This is a genomic window from Enterobacter sp. 198 (assembly GCF_009025585.1).
In the GTDB taxonomy this organism is placed as follows: Bacteria; Pseudomonadota; Gammaproteobacteria; order Enterobacterales; family Enterobacteriaceae; genus Enterobacter; species Enterobacter ludwigii.
The window spans coordinates 757,826-779,862 of sequence record NZ_WCIM01000030.1 but is presented as its reverse complement, the minus strand read 5'-3'; the positions used below and the strand labels follow the sequence as shown (position 1 = coordinate 779,862).

At 54.0% G+C, this 22,037-nt stretch carries 25 protein-coding genes and 1 riboswitch; of the genes, 11 read left to right on the top strand and 14 right to left on the bottom strand.

Annotation, left to right across the window (positions count from 1 at the left end):
- Window positions 1-29 precede the first annotated feature (29 nt).
- The 3 genes from F8561_RS22005 to F8561_RS21995 all read right to left on the bottom strand — a co-directional run bounded on the left by F8561_RS22005 (window position 30) and on the right by F8561_RS21995 (window position 3,321).
- Window positions 30-611 (bottom strand): Slp family lipoprotein, encoded by a 582-nt coding sequence (locus F8561_RS22005; RefSeq protein WP_020883430.1) that lies wholly within the window; start codon window positions 609-611, stop codon window positions 30-32.
- 37 nt (window positions 612-648) lie between these two features.
- Window positions 649-1,344: a tRNA (adenosine(37)-N6)-threonylcarbamoyltransferase complex dimerization subunit type 1 TsaB gene (tsaB, locus tag F8561_RS22000; RefSeq protein WP_014170589.1), complete on the bottom strand. Its 696-nt coding sequence runs from the start codon at window positions 1,342-1,344 to the stop codon at window positions 649-651.
- Window positions 1,345-1,410: 66 nt separating this feature from the next.
- Window positions 1,411-3,321, bottom strand: a complete 1,911-nt coding sequence (locus F8561_RS21995) for an ATP-dependent DNA helicase (RefSeq protein ID WP_014170590.1) — start codon at window positions 3,319-3,321, stop codon at window positions 1,411-1,413.
- A 131-nt stretch (window positions 3,322-3,452) separates the two neighbouring features.
- On the opposite strand from F8561_RS21995, the gene F8561_RS21990 reads away from it, so the two are divergent.
- Entirely contained in the window at window positions 3,453-3,797 is a 345-nt protein-coding gene (locus F8561_RS21990) for a RidA family protein (protein ID WP_151887939.1), read from the top strand.
- A 6-nt stretch (window positions 3,798-3,803) separates the two neighbouring features.
- Here F8561_RS21990 and F8561_RS21985 read toward each other — a convergent pair whose 3' ends face one another.
- The gene (locus F8561_RS21985; RefSeq protein WP_020883426.1) at window positions 3,804-3,986 is read right to left on the bottom strand and encodes a YoaH family protein; all 183 of its coding nucleotides are present in this window, start codon (window positions 3,984-3,986) and stop codon (window positions 3,804-3,806) included.
- A 61-nt stretch (window positions 3,987-4,047) separates the two neighbouring features.
- On the opposite strand from F8561_RS21985, the gene pabB reads away from it, so the two are divergent.
- The 4 genes from pabB to F8561_RS21965 all read left to right on the top strand — a co-directional run bounded on the left by pabB (window position 4,048) and on the right by F8561_RS21965 (window position 9,268).
- Window positions 4,048-5,394, top strand: a complete 1,347-nt coding sequence (gene pabB / locus F8561_RS21980) for an aminodeoxychorismate synthase component 1 (RefSeq protein WP_151887938.1) — start codon at window positions 4,048-4,050, stop codon at window positions 5,392-5,394.
- A gap of 6 nt (window positions 5,395-5,400) precedes the next feature.
- The gene (locus tag F8561_RS21975; RefSeq protein ID WP_014170594.1) at window positions 5,401-5,979 is read left to right on the top strand and encodes a CoA pyrophosphatase; all 579 of its coding nucleotides are present in this window, start codon (window positions 5,401-5,403) and stop codon (window positions 5,977-5,979) included.
- Between the two features lie 184 nt (window positions 5,980-6,163).
- Complete coding sequence (sdaA, locus tag F8561_RS21970; RefSeq protein ID WP_020883424.1) at window positions 6,164-7,528, top strand: L-serine ammonia-lyase; 1,365 nt, start codon at window positions 6,164-6,166, stop codon at window positions 7,526-7,528.
- 141 nt (window positions 7,529-7,669) lie between these two features.
- Window positions 7,670-9,268 carry an EAL domain-containing protein gene (locus F8561_RS21965; protein WP_044865663.1) on the top strand — a complete coding sequence of 533 codons (1,599 nt, stop codon included), beginning with the start codon at window positions 7,670-7,672 and terminating at the stop codon, window positions 9,266-9,268.
- Between the two features lie 6 nt (window positions 9,269-9,274).
- Here F8561_RS21965 and yoaE read toward each other — a convergent pair whose 3' ends face one another.
- Window positions 9,275-10,834, bottom strand: coding sequence for a CNNM family cation transport protein YoaE (gene yoaE, locus F8561_RS21960; RefSeq protein ID WP_014170597.1), 1,560 nt, complete (start codon window positions 10,832-10,834; stop codon window positions 9,275-9,277).
- A complete protein-coding gene (locus F8561_RS24680; RefSeq protein ID WP_370874538.1) occupies window positions 10,822-10,980 on the bottom strand; it encodes a protein YoaL in 159 nt (52 codons plus the stop codon). Before F8561_RS24680 ends, yoaE begins: the two co-directional genes overlap by 13 nt.
- Before the next feature lie 316 nt (window positions 10,981-11,296).
- Between F8561_RS24680 and manX the strand changes: the two genes are divergently transcribed.
- The 5 genes from manX (at window position 11,297) to mntP (ending at window position 15,449) form a co-directional block, all read left to right on the top strand.
- Window positions 11,297-12,259, top strand: coding sequence for a PTS mannose transporter subunit IIAB (gene manX / locus F8561_RS21955; RefSeq protein WP_014170598.1), 963 nt, complete (start codon window positions 11,297-11,299; stop codon window positions 12,257-12,259).
- A gap of 47 nt (window positions 12,260-12,306) precedes the next feature.
- Window positions 12,307-13,107: a PTS mannose transporter subunit IIC gene (manY, locus tag F8561_RS21950; RefSeq protein ID WP_014170599.1), complete on the top strand. Its 801-nt coding sequence runs from the start codon at window positions 12,307-12,309 to the stop codon at window positions 13,105-13,107.
- A 12-nt stretch (window positions 13,108-13,119) separates the two neighbouring features.
- Window positions 13,120-13,971 (top strand): PTS mannose transporter subunit IID, encoded by an 852-nt coding sequence (locus tag F8561_RS21945; RefSeq protein ID WP_006810994.1) that lies wholly within the window; start codon window positions 13,120-13,122, stop codon window positions 13,969-13,971.
- A 54-nt stretch (window positions 13,972-14,025) separates the two neighbouring features.
- Complete coding sequence (locus tag F8561_RS21940) at window positions 14,026-14,484, top strand: DUF986 family protein (RefSeq protein ID WP_014170600.1); 459 nt, start codon at window positions 14,026-14,028, stop codon at window positions 14,482-14,484.
- A 198-nt stretch (window positions 14,485-14,682) separates the two neighbouring features.
- Window positions 14,683-14,872: riboswitch (yybP-ykoY riboswitch) on the top strand.
- Between the two features lie 10 nt (window positions 14,873-14,882).
- Complete coding sequence (gene mntP / locus F8561_RS21935; RefSeq protein ID WP_014170601.1) at window positions 14,883-15,449, top strand: manganese efflux pump MntP; 567 nt, start codon at window positions 14,883-14,885, stop codon at window positions 15,447-15,449.
- On the opposite strand, the gene rlmA is transcribed toward mntP, so the two are convergent.
- The 7 genes from rlmA to mgrB form a co-directional block, all read right to left on the bottom strand.
- On the bottom strand, window positions 15,446-16,261 hold the full coding sequence (gene rlmA / locus F8561_RS21930; RefSeq protein ID WP_150344102.1) for a 23S rRNA (guanine(745)-N(1))-methyltransferase: 816 nt from the start codon (window positions 16,259-16,261) through the stop codon (window positions 15,446-15,448). The genes mntP and rlmA overlap by 4 nt on opposite strands.
- Window positions 16,262-16,328: 67 nt before the next feature.
- A complete protein-coding gene (ftsI, locus tag F8561_RS21925; protein WP_074169994.1) occupies window positions 16,329-18,035 on the bottom strand; it encodes a peptidoglycan glycosyltransferase FtsI in 1,707 nt (568 codons plus the stop codon).
- A gap of 231 nt (window positions 18,036-18,266) precedes the next feature.
- Entirely contained in the window at window positions 18,267-18,476 is a 210-nt protein-coding gene (cspE, locus tag F8561_RS21920; protein WP_001062678.1) for a transcription antiterminator/RNA stability regulator CspE, read from the bottom strand.
- 39 nt (window positions 18,477-18,515) lie between these two features.
- Window positions 18,516-18,632: a DUF2627 domain-containing protein gene (locus F8561_RS21915; RefSeq protein ID WP_032611517.1), complete on the bottom strand. Its 117-nt coding sequence runs from the start codon at window positions 18,630-18,632 to the stop codon at window positions 18,516-18,518.
- 525 nt (window positions 18,633-19,157) lie between these two features.
- Window positions 19,158-20,147, bottom strand: coding sequence for an MBL fold metallo-hydrolase (locus F8561_RS21910; RefSeq protein ID WP_151887937.1), 990 nt, complete (start codon window positions 20,145-20,147; stop codon window positions 19,158-19,160).
- A gap of 23 nt (window positions 20,148-20,170) precedes the next feature.
- Window positions 20,171-20,461 (bottom strand): YebO family protein, encoded by a 291-nt coding sequence (locus F8561_RS21905; protein ID WP_014170605.1) that lies wholly within the window; start codon window positions 20,459-20,461, stop codon window positions 20,171-20,173.
- Window positions 20,462-20,535: 74 nt separating this feature from the next.
- A complete protein-coding gene (mgrB, locus tag F8561_RS21900; RefSeq protein WP_014170606.1) occupies window positions 20,536-20,679 on the bottom strand; it encodes a PhoP/PhoQ regulator MgrB in 144 nt (47 codons plus the stop codon).
- A gap of 159 nt (window positions 20,680-20,838) precedes the next feature.
- On the opposite strand from mgrB, the gene F8561_RS21895 reads away from it, so the two are divergent.
- Window positions 20,839-21,078, top strand: a complete 240-nt coding sequence (locus F8561_RS21895) for a YobH family protein (protein WP_151887961.1) — start codon at window positions 20,839-20,841, stop codon at window positions 21,076-21,078.
- A 64-nt stretch (window positions 21,079-21,142) separates the two neighbouring features.
- Here F8561_RS21895 and kdgR read toward each other — a convergent pair whose 3' ends face one another.
- Complete coding sequence (kdgR, locus tag F8561_RS21890) at window positions 21,143-21,934, bottom strand: DNA-binding transcriptional regulator KdgR (RefSeq protein WP_014170608.1); 792 nt, start codon at window positions 21,932-21,934, stop codon at window positions 21,143-21,145.
- Window positions 21,935-22,037: the final 103 nt, after the last annotated feature.

The following is a 22,037-nucleotide window of genomic DNA, read 5'->3' as shown; positions in this document are numbered from 1 at the left end:
GCTGTCTCTTTTCTAACAATTACAGGGAGTTACTCAGTAACGATTGTCTGAACCTGTGCAGGCCCCGGGTTATACCAGCCCCAGCCCGGGTAGCCATACCGATAAGGATGTGGACCCCACATCCACGGATCCATCGGCTGAGGTGGCATGATGACCTGCTGTGTCAGCCGCCAGCGCTTATACCCGTTGACCTGCATGGTCATAAATTTATACGGTGTGTTGCCGACTTTGCCCTCTACCGAACCGGTAATCGGGCCGACGACGGTGACCAGCTGTCCGCGAAAATCGACCGGGTCGAGAAAACCGCCAACGTCGGCATAAATACGCCCACGGGAAGGTTCGCCAAGGATGGGCCGCGCACCGCTATCCAGCGGAACGGTGGCAATCTCCAGACGGGTTTTCCCCTGCTGGTTTTGCACCTCGATAACCTTGCCGCCAAAGCGCGCTTCCTGACCGACGTAAAGCTCAGGCGCATTCATCACACGAACCAGATCCTGCTGTGGCGTGGGGCTGCTGCCCTTAATCGCATCAGGAACGGAAACGCATCCGCTCAGTGCTATGGCCACTGCGCCTGCCATAAAAAGGCGTACAACTTTAGTCTGAACCGCCATGATGCGACTCCTTTTTCTCAGTTCCTGTTACTGAGATTCATTCCCGGCCCGGAAGTTTCTTCCACGCGACGGTGTTTCGCAAATAAACCGGCTCCGCATGTTCAACGGCCACGGTTTTGCCCGCCTCAAGCAGTTGACAGGCGATGGGAAGCATATCCTCTGCGGCGGGCAGAAGCATGTTGCCGTCTGTCAGCGTGATCCCGGTGCCGTTAGCCATCTCTGGCCATGCCGGCCAGCCGGTGCCTACTGTCGCCCACTCGCCGGACAGCTGTTTCAGCCGCTCGGTCACCGCTTCCGGCTTGAGGACAGCCTCGGTCTCTTCACCGTGCCAGATGCCATTTTCATCGCGGGTGTATTCTGCCCAGTAAACTTCTCCCATTCGGGCGTCAATGGCCGCCAGAACGCGCGTTGCCCCGGTCATACGCCATGCGCCCTGCGCCATGGTTGCCAGCGTGGAAACACCGATCATCGGCAGTTCTGCGCCCAGCGCCAGCCCCTGCGCAATGCCAATTCCAATGCGTACGCCCGTAAAGCTGCCGGGGCCACGGCCAAAGGCCAGTGCGTCGAGGTCGGTTAAGGTGGTGTTGCCCCGGGTTAAAATCTCTTTAACCAGAGGCAGAATGCGTTGGGTGTGTTCTCGTGGGCACTCTTCGAAATGAGCAGAGATAGCACCGTCGTTCAACAGAGCAACAGAACAGGCCTCTGTCGCGGTATCAATAGCCAGAATTCGCATCAGTCGTCGCGCTCTCGCAATGGTCAGTCACAAAATGGCGCGCATCTTAGCATACTCACGGGCAAATTACTCCGCCGTTGGGTTTGCCAGGAAGCGAACCGCGCGTTTAATGTCCCGCGTGCGCGGCGCGGGCGGCAAGCTGGCAAGGAAGGTCGCACCGTAAGGGCGCATCACCAGCCGGTTATCGCATATAACCAGCACGCCGCGGTCGTCTGTGTCGCGAATCAGGCGCCCTACCCCTTGTTTAAGGGTGATCACCGCGTCCGGTAGCTGGACCTCATCAAAAGGATCGCCGCCGCGCAAACGGCAGTCTTCCATACGTGCCTTCAGCAGCGGATCGTCCGGTGAGGTAAACGGCAGTTTATCGATGATCACCAGCGACAGGGTATCTCCCCGCACGTCCACCCCTTCCCAGAAGCTGCTGGTGGCTACCAGCAGGGCGTTACCGGCACTGACAAACTGCTGTAACAGTTGCCCTTTGCTGGTCTCGCCCTGAAGCAGAACCGGCAAAGTCATGGTGGCGCGGAACTGCTCCGCCAGATCGCGCATCATCGCGTGGGAGGTGCAGAGCATAAAACAGCGGCCGTTGTTGGCCTCGATCATCGGCCTGAGCATTGCCGCCAGCAGGCGCGCCGCGCCGGGCTGGTTAGGCAGAGGCAGATTACGCGGAACGCAGAGCAACGCCTGTTTTTCATAATCAAACGGGCTGGGCAGCAGCAGCGACTCCGCCTCCTCAATCCCCAGACGCCCGGTAAAGTGGTGTAGATCGTCATTCACCGAAAGGGTTGCCGACGTGAAGATCCAGCTTCCCGGTTTTTGCGCCATCACCTCTTTGAATTTATCCGCTACCGTCAGCGGCGTCAGGGCCAGCGTGAAATGGCGGGAGGTGCATTCATACCAGTAGCTGAACCCCGGCTGGTTTATCTCTTTCAGCCGTTTGAGGCGTGCCCGATAGAGCGTGGCGCGCTCGAAGGCGGCATCCAGCAGTGCGGAACGGCCGAGCGATAGTTTCGCCACGTCGTAGCAAAGCTCAAGGGCATCATCGAGCAACAACAGCGCGCGCTGGATATTTTTGTCTGCCAGCAGCTCACGCAGATTACCGCGATAGCCCGGCTCACCCAGTTGCAGGCGAAAATCCTGCGCACTTTGCGCCAGGCGGTCAGCACACTTCTGCAGCTGTTGGGTATCTTTTAACTCGGTGCGGTAGGCAATGGTGAAATCTTTCGCTAAGTCCTGCAGCTGGCGGCTGGAGAGCGACTGGCCAAAATACTGGCTGGCGATGTCAGGAAGCTGGTGGGCTTCATCGAAGATCATCACGTCCGCTTCCGGGATCAGTTCGCCAAAGCCGCTATCTTTAACCACCATATCGGCAAGGAAGAGATGGTGGTTGACCACCACGACATCCGCATCCATGGCAGTTTTACGCGCTTTCACCACAAAACAATCTTTATACAGCGGGCAGTCGCTCCCCAGGCAGTTGTCGTTAGTACTGGTGACCAGCGGCCAGGCGGGAGAGTCTTCCGGCACGCTCGCGCAGGTGCTGATATCCCCCTCCTCCGTCTGATTGGCCCAGGCGCGAAGAATAATGACATCGCTGAGCGTCTGCACCGGCAGATCACCGCCCGCCAGCGCCTGCTGCTCAAGCCGTTCAAGGCAGAGGTAGTTGGAGCGGCCTTTCAGCAACGCCAGGCGACCTTTATACTTCAGGGCGTTGGCAACCGTGGGCAGATCGCGGCTGTAAAGCTGGTCCTGCAGCGCTTTAGACCCGGTGGAGATGATCACTTTCTTTTTAGCCCGCAGCGCTGGCGCCAGGTAGGCATAGGTTTTGCCCGTGCCGGTACCGGCTTCCACCACCAGCGGCTGCGCGGTGTCGATTGCGCGGGCCACGGCATGCGCCATCTGCCGCTGGGGTTCACGCGGTTTAAAACCGGGAATCGCCTGTGCTAACTGACCTTCTGGGGAAAAATCGTCTGCCACGTTGCTCTCTCACTGTATTTTTGCACAGGGATTATGTCAGCCCATCCTCTCCAGTGCCACCCCAAATAGTGACGAGGGGAACACAATATGGCAGTCTTGCCGACTGACATGAAAATAACGAGGAAACGTTTATGACAATTGTGCGCATTGATGCCGAAGCACGCTGGTCTGATGTGGTCATCCATAACAAGACGCTCTACTACACCGGTGTACCGGAAAATCTCGACGCAGATGCCTTCGAACAGACGGCGAATACGCTGGCGCAGATTGACGCCGTGCTGGAAAAGCAAGGCAGCGACAAATCACGCATTCTGGATGCGACCATTTTTCTTGCCAGTAAAGACGATTTTGCGGCGATGAATAAAGCCTGGGATGCCTGGGTTGTGGCGGGACATGCGCCCGTACGGTGTACCGTACAGGCGACGCTGATGAAGCCGGAATACAAAGTCGAAATTAAGATTATCGCGGCGGTTTAAGCCGGATTACTCCTCTTCATCATCCTCAAAACGCGCCACGATCCGCTCGCCGGTGTGGGTGGCGCGAAGTTCATTAGCAACTTGTGTGATCGCCTGTCCGCTGCTCATCCCCTGGGACATCAGTTCCTGAATACGCTCAACCGCTTTCTGCTGCTGGTCATGGCTCAGAGAAGGTAAACCTGCAAACATTGTCAACTCCTGCTAAATTATCCGCGCTAATTATTTCACGCTGCCCGGTAGTATGCCACACATGAACCCGTTACCCCCTACAGTCATTTCGTTACCCTGGCGTTCAGACGCCGCAGAATTCTGGTTTGCCCGCCTCAGCCATCTTCCTTTTGCGATGTTGCTGCACTCCGGTTATGCGGATCATCCCTATAGCCGCTTTGATATTCTGGTTGCCGACCCTCTGCAGACCCTGATAACACAAGGGAATGTGACTACGACGGGCGAAACGCAGTCAACGGACGATCCGCTGTCATTACTTCAGCAGGCGCTGGACGCGCTGGGCTTAACCGTTCCGCAAAATCCCGACCTTCCCTTCCAGGGAGGTGCGCTGGGCTTGTTCGGCTATGATTTAGGTCGCCGCTTCGAAACCTTGCCGGAGACTGCGCAGGACGACATTCCGCTGCCGGATATGGCGGTGGGGCTTTACGACTGGGCAATAATCGTCGATCACCACAAGCAGGCGGTCTCTCTGCTCAGCCATCAGGATGTGTCCGCCCGGCTTGCCTGGCTTGAGGCACAGGTCCCCGTCGCAACAGCGGATTTCCACCTGACCTCTGCGTGGCGCGCCAACATGACCGCGCGGGAGTACGCCGCGAAGTTTGAGCGGGTTCAGGGCTATCTGCAGAGCGGTGATTGCTATCAGGTCAACCTTGCTCAGCGTTTTCAGGCAACCTGTGAAGGCGATGAGTGGCAGGCATTTACCCGCCTCAACGCCAGTAACCGGGCACCGTTCAGTGCATTTCTGCGCCTGGAACAGGGCGCTATCCTGAGCCTCTCGCCCGAGCGTTTTATTCATCTTGCCGATGGCACTATTCAGACGCGACCGATTAAAGGCACGCTTCCCCGCCTGGCCGATCCTGTTGCCGACCGCCAGCAGGCGGAAAAACTGGCGGCCTCGTTAAAAGATCGCGCTGAAAACCTGATGATTGTCGACCTCATGCGTAACGACATTGGCCGGGTCGCTGTACCGGGAAGCGTGCGTGTCCCTGAACTGTTTGTCGTCGAGCCGTTCCCCGCGGTGCATCACCTGGTCAGCACCATTACCGCGCAACTGCCCGCCTCGCGCACGGCCTGCGATCTGCTTCGCGCCGCGTTCCCGGGAGGCTCGATAACCGGCGCGCCTAAAGTGCGGGCAATGCAAATAATCGATGAGCTGGAACCGCATCGTCGAAACGCCTGGTGCGGCAGCATTGGCTATATCAGTCTCTGCGGTATGCTGGATACCAGCATCACCATTCGAACGCTGACCGCCTGTAACGGGAATCTGTACTGTTCCGCAGGGGGCGGAATTGTTGCTGATAGCCAGGTCGATGCGGAATATCAGGAAACCTTTGATAAAGTTAACCGTATCCTGAAACAACTGGAGTAATGACGGGTGGAAAAAGAGAACCTGACGCTGGATGATTTTCTGTCGCGCTTTCAGCTTTTGCGGCCCAACGTGAGCCGCGAAGCCCTCAATCAACGTCAGGCAGCGGTGTTGATCCCGGTGGTCCGTCGTGAGCAGCCGGGTCTGCTGCTCACCCAGCGTTCGCCACATTTACGTAAGCACGCCGGTCAGGTCGCCTTTCCGGGCGGTGCCGTGGACAGTTCTGACGCCTCGCTGATTGCCGCCGCGCTGCGCGAAGCCCAGGAAGAGGTCGCCATTCCGCCTGAAGCGGTTGAGATCATTGGCGTGCTGCCGCCGGTCGACAGCGTGACCGGTTTTCAGGTCACACCGGTGGTCGGCATTATCCCGCCGGATCTGCAATATCACGCCAGCGTCGATGAAGTGTCTGCGGTGTTTGAGATGCCGCTGGAAGAGGCTCTTCGGCTCGGGCGTTATCATCCGCTGGATATCCAGCGTCGGGGTCATGCGCACCGGGTGTGGTTGTCCTGGTATCAGCATTATTTTGTCTGGGGCATGACGGCGGGCATCATTCGTGAACTGGCGCTGCAAATCGGCCTGAAACCTTGACTATACTTTACATTCCACCCTCTTCTGCCAGGTTTGCGATCGGCGTCGCGCTATTAGCAAAACCATCGTTAACCATTAGTTTAATTCATGTGAATAGTTAAGCCGAGGTTGGTCTTCCCTCTTACACTATGCGCAGTTATAACATCGTTACTGGAACCCCGGTAACCCTGTCAGGAGTGTGAAAGTGATTAGTATATTCGACATGTTCAAAGTGGGAATTGGCCCTTCGTCTTCCCATACTGTTGGCCCGATGAAGGCCGGTAAACAGTTCGTCGATGATCTGGTCGAAAAAGGATTACTGGAAAGCGTTACCCGTGTCGCCGTGGATGTTTACGGCTCACTGTCATTAACGGGTAAAGGCCACCACACCGATATCGCCATTATTATGGGTCTGGCGGGCAATATGCCGGATACCGTAGATATTGATGCCATTCCGGCATTTATCCGCGACGTGGAAACGCGCGGCCGCCTGCTGCTGGCAAACGGTCAACATGAAGTGGATTTCCCGCATGATGACGGCATGCGTTTTCGTAGCGATAACCTCTCCCTGCATGAAAACGGTATGCAGATCCACGCCTTTAACGGCGACAAAGTGATCTACAGCAAAACCTATTACTCCATTGGCGGTGGTTTTATCGTTGATGAGGAACACTTTGGCAAAGATACAACGGGCGATGTGAACGTACCTTACCCGTTCAAGTCCGCCAAAGAGATGCTGGACTACTGCCATGAAACCGGTCTGTCACTTTCCGGCATGGTGATGCAGAACGAACTGGCGCTGCACAGCAAAAAAGAAATTGAAGACTATTTTGCGAACGTGTGGCAAACCATGCAGGCCTGTATCGATCGCGGCATGAACACCGAAGGCGTACTGCCTGGGCCACTGCGCGTACCGCGTCGCGCCTCTGCGCTGCGCCGTATGCTGGTCACCACAGACAAATTCTCTAACGACCCGATGAACGTGGTCGACTGGGTGAACATGTTTGCGCTGGCGGTGAACGAAGAAAACGCCGCGGGTGGCCGGGTGGTGACTGCACCAACGAACGGCGCGTGCGGTATCGTTCCGGCGGTACTGGCCTACTACGATCACTTTATTGAACCCGTAACGCCTGATATCTACATTCGCTACTTCCTGGCAGCAGGGGCGATTGGTGCGCTGTACAAGATGAATGCGTCTATCTCTGGCGCTGAAGTGGGCTGTCAGGGTGAAGTGGGCGTGGCCTGTTCTATGGCCGCGGCTGGTCTTGCAGAGCTGCTGGGTGCCAGCCCGGAGCAGGTCTGCGTGGCGGCTGAAATCGGTATGGAACATAACCTCGGTCTCACCTGTGATCCGGTTGCGGGTCAGGTGCAGGTACCGTGCATTGAACGTAACGCTATCGCGTCGGTAAAAGCGATCAACGCCACGCGTATGGCCATGCGCCGTACCAGCGAGCCACGCGTTTCGCTGGACAAGGTTATCGAGACCATGTACGAAACCGGTAAAGACATGAACGCCAAATATCGTGAGACCTCCCGCGGCGGTCTGGCGATAAAGGTGCAGTGCGACTAACCGTTTCGCCTCAACGCCTCTCTCGCCCATCTTCCACGGATGGGCGAATTTTTATCCCTTTCTCGTCGACTTAATATTTCCCCACTACACTTGCTGTGTTGCCTCGGCTTTTGGTGCTGAAGGCGTATTGGGCGGCCTCCCATGCAAACAGCACAGAGGATCATAAAAAAGTATCGCCGAAAACGCGTCATCGTCTGCGTGATGGTTGCGCTTCTTACGCTCATCATTACGCTGGGTATACGCTTTATTTCACAGCGTAACGTAAATCAGCAAAACACCCTGAACTTTGCGGCGCACTCCGTCAACGTGCTGGATAACGTCTTATTGCCGCTGGAAAAAGGGCGCAGTCCGCTGCTGGCGCTGGTCGGAGCGCCCTGCTCTCAGGCGCATTTAGTGTTACGAAAACAGGCGGCCTCACTGCAAACGGTGCGCTCAATTGCACTGGTCAAAGACGGTATCCTTTACTGTTCAAGTATTTTCGGCAATCGCGACGTCCCGTTGCGAGAGATTCAGCCTGCCCTGCCCTCCGCCGAAACAAAACTGGTGCTCTCCACCGACAAATCCTTGCTCAAGGGAAGCCCGATCCTGATCCAGTGGTATCCGGTTTCTGATAGCGGAGAAGATGGGGTGATGCAGATTGTGAATATCGATCTCATCACTCGCCTGATGCTGGAGCCACAGCGCCCGCTTATCACCGACGTGGCCCTGACCGTAGGGGATAAATACCTGCGCTACGGTGAAAATGTCTCCGACTCGCTGACAATAAACGATGATGAGAGGGTTCTGCGCCAGCAATCCAGCCATTTCCCGTTCACCATTACCGTCAGTGGCCCGGGAGCCAGCGAGCTGGCGTTGATATATTTGCCCTCTCAGCTGCCGCTGGCGCTGATGCTCAGTCTCCTGATGGGTTACGTCGCCTGGCTTGCGACCGCGAACCGCATGAGTTTTACCTGGGAAATTAACCTTGGCCTGGCCGCGCGTGAATTCGAGCTGTTTTGCCAGCCGCTGCTGAATGCCCGCACGCAGAAATGCGTGGGGGTGGAGATCCTGCTGCGCTGGAACAACCCCCGTCAGGGATGGATCTCCCCGGACGTTTTTATTCCGCTCGCCGAAGAGCACAACCTGATTATCCCCCTCACACGTTACGTCATTAACGAGACGGTGAGTCAGATTGGCTATTTTCCGGCAACGCCCGGCTTCCACATTGGCATCAACGCCGCCGCCAGCCATTTCCGGCATGGAACGCTCATTCAGGACCTGAACCGCTACTGGTTCAGTGCGCATCCCACCCAGCAGCTGATTGTTGAGCTGACGGAGCGTGACGCGCTGCAGGACGTGGATTATCGCATTGTAAGAGAGTTACACCGTCAGGGCGTGAAGCTGGCCATTGATGATTTTGGCACCGGCAATAGCTCACTCTCGTGGCTGGAAAAGCTGCATCCGGACGTGCTGAAAATTGATAAGTCTTTTACCAGCGCTATCGGCACTGATGCCGTGAACTCCACGGTGACGGACATCATCATTGCGCTCGGACAACGGCTTAGCATTGAGCTGGTGGCTGAAGGGGTAGAAACGCCCGAGCAGGCGCGGTATTTGCGTCATCACGGGGTAGAGGTACTGCAAGGATTTTTGTTTGCGCAGCCTATGCCGCTTAGGGAATTTCCGCAATGGCTGGCGGAGAGTTCGTCTCCGCCAGCACCGCGTAACGGGCATATCGTTCCGCTGATGCCGTTACGCTAGACGCAGTTACTCTTCTTCGTCGTGGGCTGACTGCTCTTTAACAATGCGCACCATATCGACGCGATAGTCATTCGCTTCGATTATCGTGATCTGCAGCGGAGGCAGTTCAATGATATCGCCGGTCCGCGGGATTTGTCCGTTAACGGCAATAACCAGCCCAGCCACAGTCGCAATGTCCTCTTCATCGTTGATGATGTTTTCCAGACCCAGCGTGTGCTGTAGCGCGTGCAGATCGGTGGTGCCTTTCACCAGCCAGCCGTCACCGTCGGAGACAATTTCCGGGGTTTCATCCGCATCCGGGAATTCACCGGCAATGGCTTCAAGCACGTCGAGCGGCGTCACCAGACCCTGCACCACACCAAATTCATTGGTGACGATAACAAAGCTACCGCGTGCGCGGCGCAGGACGCCAAGCAGGTTGATAGGATCCAGCGTTTCCGGCACCACAATCGCCGGTGATGCGGCGGCGACAGCTTCGACGTTAATCCCCTCTTCCAGCGCCACCAGCATCTCTTTCGCACGCACCACGCCGATGATCTCGTCCAGTTCACCCCGGCATACCGGGAACAGACTATGCGGTGAAGAGAGCAACTGCTGGCGAATCTCATCAACGCTCAGGCGGGAATCGACCCAGCTGATTTCACCGCGCGGGGTCATGATGCCGCGCAGCGAGCGGGAGGCCAGGGAGAGCACGCCGTTAATCATATAGCGCTCTTCTTCCACAAATGCCCCTTCCGGGACGGGAACCGGGTTACGGCTTTCATTGTCATTCTGCACGTTGACCTGACGGCGACCGCCCATCAGACGCAGAATCGCATCAGCCGTACGCGCACGCAGCGGCTGGGTAGACTGCTGCTTGATAAAGTTATGTCGTGCAATCTGGTTAAACAGCTCGATGAGGATCGAGAAGCCAATGGCTGCGTACAGGTAGCCTTTTGGTATATGGAAGCCAAAACCTTCCGCCACCAGGCTCAGACCAATCATCAACAGGAAGCTAAGGCAGAGCACCACGACCGTCGGATGCTGATTCACAAAGCGCGTCAGTGGCTTAGACGCCAGCAGCATCACCGCCATCGCGATAACCACCGCAGCCATCATCACCGGGAGGTGGTTCACCATGCCGACAGCCGTGATCACCGCATCCAGCGAGAAGACCGCATCAAGCACCACGATCTGCAGTACCACGACCCAAAAGCTGGCATAGCCTTTACCGTGTCCATCATCGTGCTGGCGATTTTCCAGCCGCTCGTGAAGCTCTGTCGTCGCTTTGAAAAGCAGGAATATCCCCCCGAGCAGCATGATCAAATCACGGCCGGAGAAAGTGAAATCCATGACGGAAAAAAGCGGCTTCGTCAGCGTAACCATCCACGAGATCACGGACAGCAGTGCCAGACGCATGACCAGTGCCAGAGAGAGACCGATCAGACGCGCTTTATCACGTTGTTTTGGCGGCAGTTTGTCCGCAAGGATGGCAATAAACACCAGGTTATCAATGCCGAGAACAATCTCAAGCACGACCAGCGTGAGCAATCCCACCCAGATTGACGGGTCCATTAAGAATTCCATGAAACGCTCCTGCTAACGGAATGACCAAACGGTGCCCCACTCAACGTGGGCAAAACAGAGGCAGACAGAGTCGATACGTGGCGAGGATCGCCGGTGAAACAGGCGCGGAATGGCCTGGAGGATGACTGACGTCGGTGACGGTCCATATAGTGGGCTGTAGCCCTATACTCCTGAACAATTAAACGGAGGCTAAACATATCAGAGACAATGCGTTTTTAGCAAAGATTTACGTTCCTTTGCAAAGATCTGTAACACAGCTGCTTTACCTTACAGATAATTCTGTAACCCATAGCTAAATTACGGATCTTCATCACATAAATTATTTTTTCACTATCTAAAATAATTCGCGGAAGTCTTAGTTTTTTAACTCTAACCCTTTTCTGAATCGATTCGGTTGGCCAGATACGATTCACAGTGCGACTGCCTGGCAGGCGTATTAATGATAATAAAAGGAGGTAGCAAGTGACCATTGCTATTGTCATAGGCACACATGGTTGGGCTGCAGAGCAGTTACTCAAAACAGCAGAGATGCTGTTGGGTGAGCAGGAAAACGTCGGCTGGATCGATTTCGTTCCCGGTGAAAACGCTGAAACGCTGATTGAGAAGTACACTGCTCAACTGCAGAAACTGGATACCAGCAAAGGCGTGCTGTTTCTCGTTGATACATGGGGAGGCAGTCCGTTCAATGCTGCCAGCCGCATTGTCGTCGATAAAGAGCATTATGAAGTTGTCGCCGGGGTGAATATCCCCATGTTGGTGGAAACCTTCATGGCACGCGACGACAATCCGAGTTTCGATGAACTGGTCGCTCTGGCAGTTGAAACCGGTCGCGAAGGCGTGAAAGCGCTGAAAGCACAACCGGTTGAGAAGCCTGCTCCAGTGGCCGCGGCGCCAAAAGCCGCAGCCCCGGCGAAGCCCATGGGCCCGAATGATTACATGGTGATCGGCCTTGCCCGTATCGATGACCGTTTAATCCACGGCCAGGTGGCAACGCGCTGGACCAAAGAGACCAACGTTCGACGCATTATTGTCGTCAGCGATGAAGTTGCTGCTGATACCGTACGTAAAACCCTTCTGACACAGGTTGCTCCTCCTGGCGTTACCGCGCACGTGGTGGATGTCGCCAAAATGATCCGCGTTTATAACAACCCGAAATATGCGGGTGAGCGCGTGATGCTGCTGTTCACAAACCCGACAGACGTTGAACGCCTGGTTGAAGGCGGCGTGAAAATTACCTCCGTAAACATTGGTGGTATGGCATTCCGTCAGGGCAAAACGCAGGTCAACAACGCCATTTCAGTCGATGCGAAAGATATCGAGGCATTCAACAAGCTGAATGCACGCGGTATCGAACTGGAAGCCCGTAAGGTTTCCACGGATCAGAAACTGAAAATGATGGATCTGATCGGTAAAGTTGGGAAATAAGCCCGCGCCGGTTTTTCACATAAAGCTTATGTAATAGGAGAAGTACAATGGAGATTACCACTCTTCAGATTGTGCTGGTGTTCATCGTCGCGTGTATTGCGGGTATGGAATCCGTACTTGATGAATTTCAGTTCCACCGCCCTCTGGTGGCCTGTACGTTGATTGGTGCCGTTCTGGGTGATATGAAAACCGGAATCATCATCGGTGGTACCCTGGAAATGATCGCCCTGGGCTGGATGAACATCGGTGCGGCAGTTGCGCCTGATGCCGCGCTGGCGTCCATCATTTCTACGGTTCTGGTTATTGCCGGTCACCAGAGTATCGGTGCAGGTATTGCCCTGGCCATCCCGCTGGCAGCAGCAGGTCAGGTACTGACCATCATCGTGCGTACTATCACCGTGGCTTTCCAGCACGCGGCGGATAAGGCGGCCGAAAATGGCAACCTGACGGCGCTCTCCTGGATCCACGTCTCGTCCCTGTTCCTGCAGGCGATGCGTATCGCGATCCCGGCCGTTATCGTTGCGATCTCCGTCGGTACCAGCGAGGTACAGAGCATGCTGAACGCCATTCCAGAAGTGGTCACCGGCGGTCTGAACATCGCAGGCGGTATGATTGTGGTGGTTGGTTATGCGATGGTTATCAATATGATGCGCGCAGGCTACCTGATGCCGTTCTTCTACCTCGGCTTCGTTACTGCTGCGTTCACCAACTTCAACCTGGTTGCGCTGGGTGTGATTGGTGCAGTGATGGCGATTCTCTACATCCAGCTCAGCCCGAAATATAACCGCGTTGCGGGTGCCCCAGCGCAGGCTGCTGGTAATAACGATCTCGATAACGAACTGGACTAGCAGGTGAGCGAAATGGTTGATATGACAAAAACTACCACCGAGAAAAAACTCACTCCGGGTGATATTCGTGGCGTGTTCATCCGTTCTAACCTGTTTCAGGGTTCATGGAACTTCGAACGTATGCAGGCGCTGGGCTTCTGTTTCTCCATGGTACCGGCTATCAAACGCCTGTATCCGGAAAACAACGAAGCGCGCCGTCAGGCGATTAAGCGTCACCTGGAATTCTTTAACACCCATCCTTATGTGGCGGCTCCGGTTCTGGGCGTGACGTTGGCGATGGAAGAGCAGCGTGCAAACGGCGCAGAGATTGACGATGGTGCCATCAACGGTATCAAAGTCGGTCTGATGGGTCCGCTGGCAGGCGTCGGTGACCCGATCTTCTGGGGTACCGTGCGTCCGGTCTTCGCGGCGCTGGGTGCCGGTATCGCCATGAGCGGAAGCCTGCTTGGGCCACTGCTGTTCTTCATCCTGTTCAATGCGGTGCGTCTGCTGACCCGTTACTACGGTGTGGCTTACGGTTACCGTAAAGGGGTGGACATCGTTAAGGATATGGGCGGCGGCTTCCTGCAGAAACTGACTGAGGGGGCGTCAATCCTCGGCCTGTTTGTCATGGGGGCACTGGTTAACAAGTGGACGCACGTGAACATCCCGCTGGTGGTGTCTACCATCACCGGTCAGGATGGTCAGACCCGTGTTACCACCGTGCAGACGATTCTGGACCAGCTGATGCCGGGTCTGGTACCGCTGCTGCTGACCTTCGCCTGTATGTGGCTGCTGCGTAAGAAAGTTAACCCGCTGTGGATCATTGTTGGCTTCTTCGTCATCGGTATCGCGGGCTACGCTGTCGGTCTGCTGGGCCTGTAAGACATCATGTAATACGCCGGGGGCTTGCCCCCGGTTTTTTTATCTGGAGGATGAATGACTGTCACGGACATCGTACTGGTTTTGTTTATTGTGGCCCTTCTGGCATATGCGATCTATGACGAGTTCATCATGCCCCGCCGCCACGGCGAAACGCTGCTCTCCCTGCCCCTTCTGCGACGCGGCCGCGTGGATGCGTTTATCTTCGCCGGTCTCATCGTCATTCTAATTTACAACAACGTGACCGGTCATGGTGCAATATTAACCACATGGTTATTATGTGCGCTGGCATTAATGGCGATTTATCTGTTCTGGATCCGTGTTCCGAAAATCATTTTTAAAAGCCGCGGGTTTTTCTTTGCCAATGTATGGATAGAATATAACCGTATTAAAGAGATGAATTTATCGGAAGACGGTGTACTGGTGATGCAATTAGAACAACGCCGGCTGCTTATTCGGGTCAAGAATATTGATGACCTGGAAAGAATATACAAACTTATGCTTAAAACTCAGTAAGTTAACTACATAGCTTTGGCTATATTCTGCGTTTATTTTGCGCACCTGATATAGCCAAAGCTATATTCCATTCTGTCATTTATCTTATATTTATTAACGTTATTTTCACGCATAAATCTAAATGAAAATCGTTATCAACACCTTGACGAAATAATGCCGTTTCATTGTTGTTTTATATTCTCAAAATATGTTAAGGTTGCGCCCGTCGTTGGGGAGTAGCTGATTTCCTGTTCGCAGGAAATGTACGTGTCAACATACTCGTTGAAAAACGTGGCACGTACGGACCGTTTGCCGCACAGATTTGTGCAAGGCGGTCAGGCGAGACCATAGATACATCAACTGCTGTTTACTGGGGGCAGTGATGTGTCATATGGATATCTCCCGGTCTGGACGCTTTAATGAATATCTCCGCAACCCTTCTTCTTGCTTTCGGTATGTCCATGGACGCTTTTGCCGCTTCCATCGGTAAAGGTGCCTCGCTGCACAAACCCAAATTCTCTGAAGCGCTACGCACAGGCCTTATCTTTGGTGCTATCGAAACGCTGACACCGCTCATCGGCTGGGGTCTTGGTATGCTGGCAAGCCAGTTCATACTGGAGTGGAACCACTGGATCGCTTTCGTGCTGCTCGTATTTCTGGGGGGGCGAATGGTGATTGAAGGTTTTCGCGGCAATGGCGATGAGGAAGACGAGCCGCAGCACCGCCACGGTTTCTGGCTGCTGGTGACCACCGCCATCGCCACCAGTCTCGACGCCATGGCCGTCGGTGTGGGCCTGGCATTCCTGCAGGTCAATATTATTGCGACCGCGCTGGCCATTGGTTGTGCCACGCTGATTATGTCGACGCTGGGAATGATGGTTGGACGGTTTATTGGCCCTCTGCTGGGCAAACGCGCCGAGATCCTGGGCGGTATCGTGCTGATTGGCATTGGTGCCCAGATCCTCTGGGCACACTTCGCCGGTTAATCTTCACGCTGCCAGCAGTGGATACTGAAATCTGTCTGGCAGCGAAACGTTGTTTGCTCCGCTAAGGTTTCCCACACGTCCGGTTTTGCCCGCCATGCAAATGGCGTCATCTGCAACAACGCTACAGCTTCTTCCCCTGCCAGGTTCATCTCGTAGGCCAGCGTCTGCTCCTGCTTCAGCGTAAAGCCCGCCAGTTGCTCAGAATGTGGCGCATGCAGCCGAACATCATCATAGATAAGCCCTTTAAGCTCCATCAGATGTCGGGGACCTGGCGTGACGGTAATGACCCATCCGCCCGGTTTGATAACGCGTGCCAGCTCCTGCGCCTTACAGGGCGCATAGATGCGGATAACCGCATCCATGCTGGCATCGTCAAACGGCAGCCGGTGGCTCGATGCCACGCAGAACGTCACGCCGGAGTAGCGTTTTGCCGCCGCGCGGATAGCCACTTTGGAAACATCCAGACCAAATGTCTGCGCGCCCTTCTCTTGTGCAACCTCAGCAAACCGCGCGGTGTAATACCCTTCCCCGCAGCCAATATCCAGCACGCCTGCTGCACTGTCAGTCAGATTATCTTCCAGCAATTGCGCGACGGCCTCTCTGAGTGGCTGATAGTGCCCGGCGTCGAGAAATGCCCGGCGTGCCTGCATCATCTCAGCACTGTCACCCGGATCGCGCGAGCGCTTATGCTGCACCGGCAGAAGATTCACGTAGCCTTCTTTCGCCATATCAAACTGATGTCCCTGCGGACAGGCATAACTTTTTTCTGATCGCGTCAGACGCGCGTGGCAAAGGGGACAACTGAAGGACATGGCAGCTCCGGGGCGTAAATCAAAGGGCGAAGTGTACCGCTATTCGCCCCGGTATAAAACGCCTGGGTTAACGCATGACGATAAGGTGCGAGGAATCAGGCGCCAGACCATCGGGTTTGACGTTCTCAAGACGCAATACGTTACCCATAATCTCGCTGAATACCGGTGCGGAGACGGCGCCGCCATAGTACGCTCCGTTTTGAGGATCGTTAATCACGACCACCAGCGCAAAACGCGGATCGCTGGCAGGCGCGACGCCCGCGGTATAGGCAACGTATTTATCGACATATTTGCCGCTATCATCGATTTTCTTCGCCGTACCGGTTTTCACCGCCACACGGTAATCACGCACCGCAGCCTTAACGCCGCCCCCGCCCGGCAGCGCAACGCTCTCCATCATATGCTCGACCTGATGAGCAATCTCTTCCGGCATGACTCCGTGCCCGATAACGGGTGGATCGATACGGGTAATTGAAAGGGGCCGTTCCAGTCCGAAGCCGCCGATGGTGGCATAGACGTGCGCCAGCTGGAGGGGGGTGACCATCAGACCATAGCCAAAGGCGAAGGTCGCCCTGTCGAGCTGGCTCCAGTATTTACGCTGGGGTAACAGACCGGCGCTCTCGCCGGTTAAGCCAAGCCCGGTGTTTGTACCAAAACCAAAGTTCCGGTAGGTATCAATGAGGTGCTGAACAGGCATCGCCAGCGAGAGGCGAGATACGCCGGTGTCGCTCGATTTTTGCAGGATCCCGGTCATCGAGAGTTCAGGGTAGTAACCCACATCCCGAATACGGTGTCCGTCAAGCATGTAGGGATGGGTGTCAATGACGCTGTCAGGCTGCACCAGCCCCTGTTGCAATGCCGTCATCAGCACAAGCGGCTTCACGGTTGAACCTGGCTCGAACGTATCGCTGATGGCACGGTTACGAAAATCGTCTATTGTCGCGCCCTGGCGGTTATTGGGGTTGAAATCGGGATAGCTCGCCATCGCGAGGATTTCACCGGTGGGGATATTAATGAGCACTGATGCCCCCGACTCCGCCTTGTTCCAGGCCACTGCGTTATCTAGCGCATCTTCGGTGATGGTTTGCAGGCGCTCATCAATACTGAGCTGAATATTGTGCGCAGGCACTGGCGCGACTTCCGTCAGATTCTCCACCACGCGACCGTAACGGTCTTCCCTGACCTGCCGGACGCCCGGCTTGCCTGTTAGCTGGGTGTTGAAACTTTTCTCCACCCCCTCAATGCCCTGACCGTCAATATTGGTGAAACCAATCAGGTTTGCCGCCACATGCCCGGCAGGATAAAAACGGCGTGATTCATCGCGTAAATTGATACCCGGCAAATTCAGCTTATCGATCCATTTTGCCTGAGCAGGATCCACCTGCCGGGCAAGGTAGATGAATCTCCCCTGTGGATTCGCGTTTATCCGTGATGACAGGGTGTTCAGGGAGAGATGTAACGCATTCGCCAGTGCCTGCCAGCGATCGTCAAAGCCCACGCCCCCTTTTGCCAGCACCGTTTTTGGGTCGGCCCACACGGCCCTGACCGGGACACTGACCGCCAGCGGCCGGCCCTCACGATCCATGATCATTCCGCGGGGAGCATCAATCGGCAGTTCGCGCAGCGATCGCATATCCTCCTGCTTGACCAGGTTGTCAGGTTTAATAATTTGCAGCCAGGCAACGCGGCCCAGCAAAAACGCCAGACTGCAAAAAATGGCTAAACAGAGCAGCGCAAAACGCGCCGGCGTGAAATTGCCGGCGGTCGTTATCATTTTCTTCTTCACCTGAACCCCAGGACTGTTAAACAACGCCCTGATTTAACGGGAAAAGACGGCCAGAGGGAGGGAAAACAGTGCTACTAACCTCGTAGCTTTGCAACAAGTTACTAACAAGAGCGGGGATGGTAATATTTTGAAAGATAAGGCACATAAAAAAGCCCCGCTATATGCGAGGCTTTATGTCTGAGAGTGAAGTACTACGTGCTTCAGTCAGCAGTGGTTCGATCAGATAGCAGTTACGTTAACTGCAGCTGGGCCTTTCTGGCCGTCCTGAATTTCGAACTCAACGTTCTGGCCTTCAGCCAGAGTTTTGAAGCCGTTACCCTGGATTGCAGAGAAGTGTACGAACACGTCTTTGCTGCCGTCAGCAGGAGTAATGAAACCAAAACCTTTAGACTCGTTGAACCACTTAACTTGACCTTTAATCTTTGCCATTTGCAAAATTCCTTAGAGTGTTTTCTTAGCCCGCAGGCATTACTGAGATAAAACTGAGACATTACTGCATGAGGCACTAATATAAGGTTCGGCAGAGAAGCGGTATTCAACGACAACGTGTTTACTCAGGACTTCTTTACTGAAAATGCCACACATAAACAGAACTGTACCTCGTTTGACCCAAAACGTGTTATCACACACTATGTTTAATATGGCAAGCCATTTTTAAACATGTCTCGATCCGCCGCACAAATTCGAACTGTGCCGGTATGCTTTTGCACAATTATGCGCATGACATATGGACAGCCCTGCTCACTTACACAGACTCGCCGTTGCTTTCACAACCGCTGTTATCTAAGACTTTTTTAACATAGCTCAATCATTCCAGTGCGTCCAGCAACCCGCTAAGAAAAACCCTTACATTGATTGAGTTAGAACAATTTGTGAAAACTTATGCTTAAATCATTGTAACGCCCCTGTATTGTTACAGTGGAAATACAATGTTAATCCTTCACGCTAAACTGTATTAAAAAGCACCAGCTAATAAAGAATGTTATGCACCAAAATAATGAAATTTTTATGACTCTGCATCAAAACAAGGCAAGCAAAACGTTTCGATAAAAATAAAACATTCTTTAGACCTTAGACATACAGAATATATGCAACAATCCAGCGCTTCGTTTATAAGGATAAATATTCACCAATTTTCAGTATCCTGAAGGAATTATTAACCGGTGCTAAATTATCGAGGACTGCAGTTAACTCTCGCACGGGGTCATCAAGCGATTCATCAGCCAGTTCAAACACGCCCCAGTGAATGGGAAACGCCAGTGGGCATCCCAACTGTTGCCACAACGCAACGGCAGATTGCGGATCCATATGATGTACGGCCATGAACCACCGTGGTGCATAAGCGCCAACGGGCAACGCCGCGGCGTTAATTTTACCCAGCCTTTCCGGTATTCGCAGCAGTTCAGGTGAATAGCCCGTGTCGCCGCCAAACCAGAAACGATGATGCCGCCCTTCAAACACCCAGCCACACCACAGGGAGCGATTGCGGTTCCAGAGCGTGCGCATACTCCAGTGCTGCGCCGGTACGGCGGACAGCGTTATCCCCTGCCAGGTGAAACTCTGCCACCAGTCGAGCTCAACAATGCGTCTTGCCCCCCGGCGGCGAAACCAGTCTCCCAGACCTAAGGGAACAAACAGAGTGACGTCGGGGAAGCGTTTAAGGATCCGGCGAATGGTCGCGTCATCCAGATGATCGTAATGATTATGGGAAATAACCACTGCATCGAGCTGCTGGAGCTGTTCGACAGACAGAGCGGGAGGCGTTTTACGTTGTGGTCCGAGGAAAGGTAAGGGAGAGGCGCGACGAGAAAAAACGGGGTCGGTCAGCAGGGTGTTGCCATCAATGTGCAACAACAGGCTTGCGTGTCCGAGCCACCATACCCCATTTCCCTGCGGCTGCTTAAGCGTTGCCGGCTGCCACCACTGGCGGATAAAGTCCTCATATCCGTTTGCCGGGGGGCGGGGTAAGCCAGCTTCTTTGCGCGCTTTTCGCCAGCGATCAACGTCACCGGGCTGATGCCCGACGGGGTCAGTATTACGAAAACCGTTCGGTGTGTGATGTTTCAGGGAGGGGTCATACCAGGGATTTTTCCAGACCACAGCCACCTCCCGGATAAGACAAATTAACGCTCAGCCACCAGGCGGATAAAGTCATCCTGCTCAGTGTTGTCTTCAGCAACCGCGTCTTTCGCCGACTCTTTCTCTTCTGGTTCGTTAGCCTCACACAGACGACGTAACAGCGCATTCTGACGTTTTTGTTGGTCAAGCAGCGCTTCCAGCAGTTCGATCTGCTCGTTTGTACGGGAACTGGCACGGTTTACGAAAAACCAAATGACAAGCCCCACCAGCAGAACAACCAACGAGATCATCAGGGATGCCATATTTAGCAGCCCTGAATTCAGTAACTCACCCATTTCACCACCTCAATAAAAACGTCTATCTTACCACTGGTGCGAAGGAAGGAAATCACCTTGAGAAAAAATGCGTGTTACCACGGAATAAACTTATTGATTGCGCAAACGCCGCTAAAAAACTGTACATCCTGATCGCACATCACATTGATAGTCTGCGTCCACAACACCACACAGGCTACCAGCACAATAATCAGAATCACCCAGCGTATTTTTTTCACTCCACACTCCGTCTAAAGGCCCGATATAACCAGGTTATCACGGCTATCTTAAACAAGGACTAACTGTACCGCCATCTGGTCGTTTTCAGAATCATGCACTTGTTTCATAGAGTAAACCGTTTAGGCTTACTGCATGACAACAAAGATAAAGAGGCAATGATGCATTTAATCATTCGTACAATTATTGCACTGGGCGTAGTATGGGTTGGCCTTCTGTTAACCGGCTATGGCGTGCTTGTGGGAAGCACCGAAAACGCCGCTGGATTAGGTATTCAATGCAAATACATGACCGCGCAGGGCATGAGCACGGCACAATATATTCATTCAGACAGCGGGATCATTGGTTTAACCAACTGCCCGGTTCTGCGTAAAACATCCGTAGTCATTGATAACGGCTAATCACCCCGATTGATACTGACAAAAAACGCCGCACTGTGTGCGGCGTTTTTTGTGCCCGTAAGGATCAGAACGGGTAGTCGTTATAGCCCATTTGTTCAGAAATCTTGCGTGCGGCTGTATGGAGAATCGCCACATACTCATGCAGACGTTCTTCAGAAAAGCGCAGGGTCGGGAAAGAGATACTCAGCCCGGCAATGACAACGCCAAAGCGGTCAAATACCGGCACACCGATACAGCGCAGCCCTTCTTCCTGCTCTTCGTTATCTTCGCCATACCCCTGCTCACGTACTTTGTCGAGCACGGCCAATAACTCGTCAGTGCTGGTAATAGTGCGTTCAGTACTGCGCTTATATTCCACGCCTTCGAGGATCTGCTTCACTTCTTCGCGATCGCGCCACGCCAGCAGCACTTTGCCAATCGCGGTACTGTAAAGCGGATTACGACGACCGATACGTGAATACATGCGCAGGTTGTACATGGAGTCGATTTTATGGATGTAGACAATGCTGTCTTCATCCAGTGCCCCCAGGTGGATAGTCTCTTTGGTCAGGCGAGAGATCTCACGCATCTGGATATCTGCGCTGCGGATCAAATCCACGTTTTGCAGCGCACGGGCCCCGAGCTCGAACAGTTTCAGCGTCAGAGAATACTTTTCAGACTCGCCTTCCTGTGCGACGTAACCCAGTGACTTCATGGTTTGCAAAAAGCGATAAACGGTGCTTTTCGACATCATCACACGCTGCGACAACTCTGTAATACCAATTTCACGCTCTTCTCCGAGCGCCTGTAAGATGCCAAACACCTTCAGCACGGAAGAAACAGAATCTGGCTGTTTATCCAAATCTGCAATTGCCATTTACCACCTCATAGAGAGTGTTTTATAAAAATCAGAACCGGTTTTTATTATAAATTCCCGTCATGTTACCTGCAATCGATCCTCGTTTACTTCGTTACAAATC

Excerpts from the sequence above, each read along its gene's own strand:
- F8561_RS22005 (WP_020883430.1), bottom strand. The coding sequence starts at position 611 with ATGGCGGTTCAGACTAAAGTTGTACGCCTTTTTATGGCAGGCGCAGTG.
- tsaB (WP_014170589.1), bottom strand. The coding sequence starts at position 1,344 with ATGCGAATTCTGGCTATTGATACCGCGACAGAGGCCTGTTCTGTTGCT.
- F8561_RS21990 (WP_151887939.1), top strand. The coding sequence starts at position 3,453 with ATGACAATTGTGCGCATTGATGCCGAAGCACGCTGGTCTGATGTGGTC.
- F8561_RS21985 (WP_020883426.1), bottom strand. The coding sequence starts at position 3,986 with ATGTTTGCAGGTTTACCTTCTCTGAGCCATGACCAGCAGCAGAAAGCG.
- pabB (WP_151887938.1), top strand. The coding sequence starts at position 4,048 with ATGAACCCGTTACCCCCTACAGTCATTTCGTTACCCTGGCGTTCAGAC.
- F8561_RS21965 (WP_044865663.1), top strand. The coding sequence starts at position 7,670 with ATGCAAACAGCACAGAGGATCATAAAAAAGTATCGCCGAAAACGCGTC.
- yoaE (WP_014170597.1), bottom strand. The coding sequence starts at position 10,834 with ATGGAATTCTTAATGGACCCGTCAATCTGGGTGGGATTGCTCACGCTG.
- F8561_RS24680 (WP_370874538.1), bottom strand. The coding sequence starts at position 10,980 with ATGGACCGTCACCGACGTCAGTCATCCTCCAGGCCATTCCGCGCCTGT.
- manY (WP_014170599.1), top strand. The coding sequence starts at position 12,307 with ATGGAGATTACCACTCTTCAGATTGTGCTGGTGTTCATCGTCGCGTGT.
- F8561_RS21945 (WP_006810994.1), top strand. The coding sequence starts at position 13,120 with ATGGTTGATATGACAAAAACTACCACCGAGAAAAAACTCACTCCGGGT.
- F8561_RS21940 (WP_014170600.1), top strand. The coding sequence starts at position 14,026 with ATGACTGTCACGGACATCGTACTGGTTTTGTTTATTGTGGCCCTTCTG.
- mntP (WP_014170601.1), top strand. The coding sequence starts at position 14,883 with ATGAATATCTCCGCAACCCTTCTTCTTGCTTTCGGTATGTCCATGGAC.
- rlmA (WP_150344102.1), bottom strand. The coding sequence starts at position 16,261 with ATGTCCTTCAGTTGTCCCCTTTGCCACGCGCGTCTGACGCGATCAGAA.
- ftsI (WP_074169994.1), bottom strand. The coding sequence starts at position 18,035 with ATGATAACGACCGCCGGCAATTTCACGCCGGCGCGTTTTGCGCTGCTC.
- cspE (WP_001062678.1), bottom strand. The coding sequence starts at position 18,476 with ATGGCAAAGATTAAAGGTCAAGTTAAGTGGTTCAACGAGTCTAAAGGT.
- F8561_RS21915 (WP_032611517.1), bottom strand. The coding sequence starts at position 18,632 with ATGTGTGGCATTTTCAGTAAAGAAGTCCTGAGTAAACACGTTGTCGTT.
- F8561_RS21905 (WP_014170605.1), bottom strand. The coding sequence starts at position 20,461 with ATGGGTGAGTTACTGAATTCAGGGCTGCTAAATATGGCATCCCTGATG.
- F8561_RS21895 (WP_151887961.1), top strand. The coding sequence starts at position 20,839 with ATGCATTTAATCATTCGTACAATTATTGCACTGGGCGTAGTATGGGTT.
- kdgR (WP_014170608.1), bottom strand. The coding sequence starts at position 21,934 with ATGGCAATTGCAGATTTGGATAAACAGCCAGATTCTGTTTCTTCCGTG.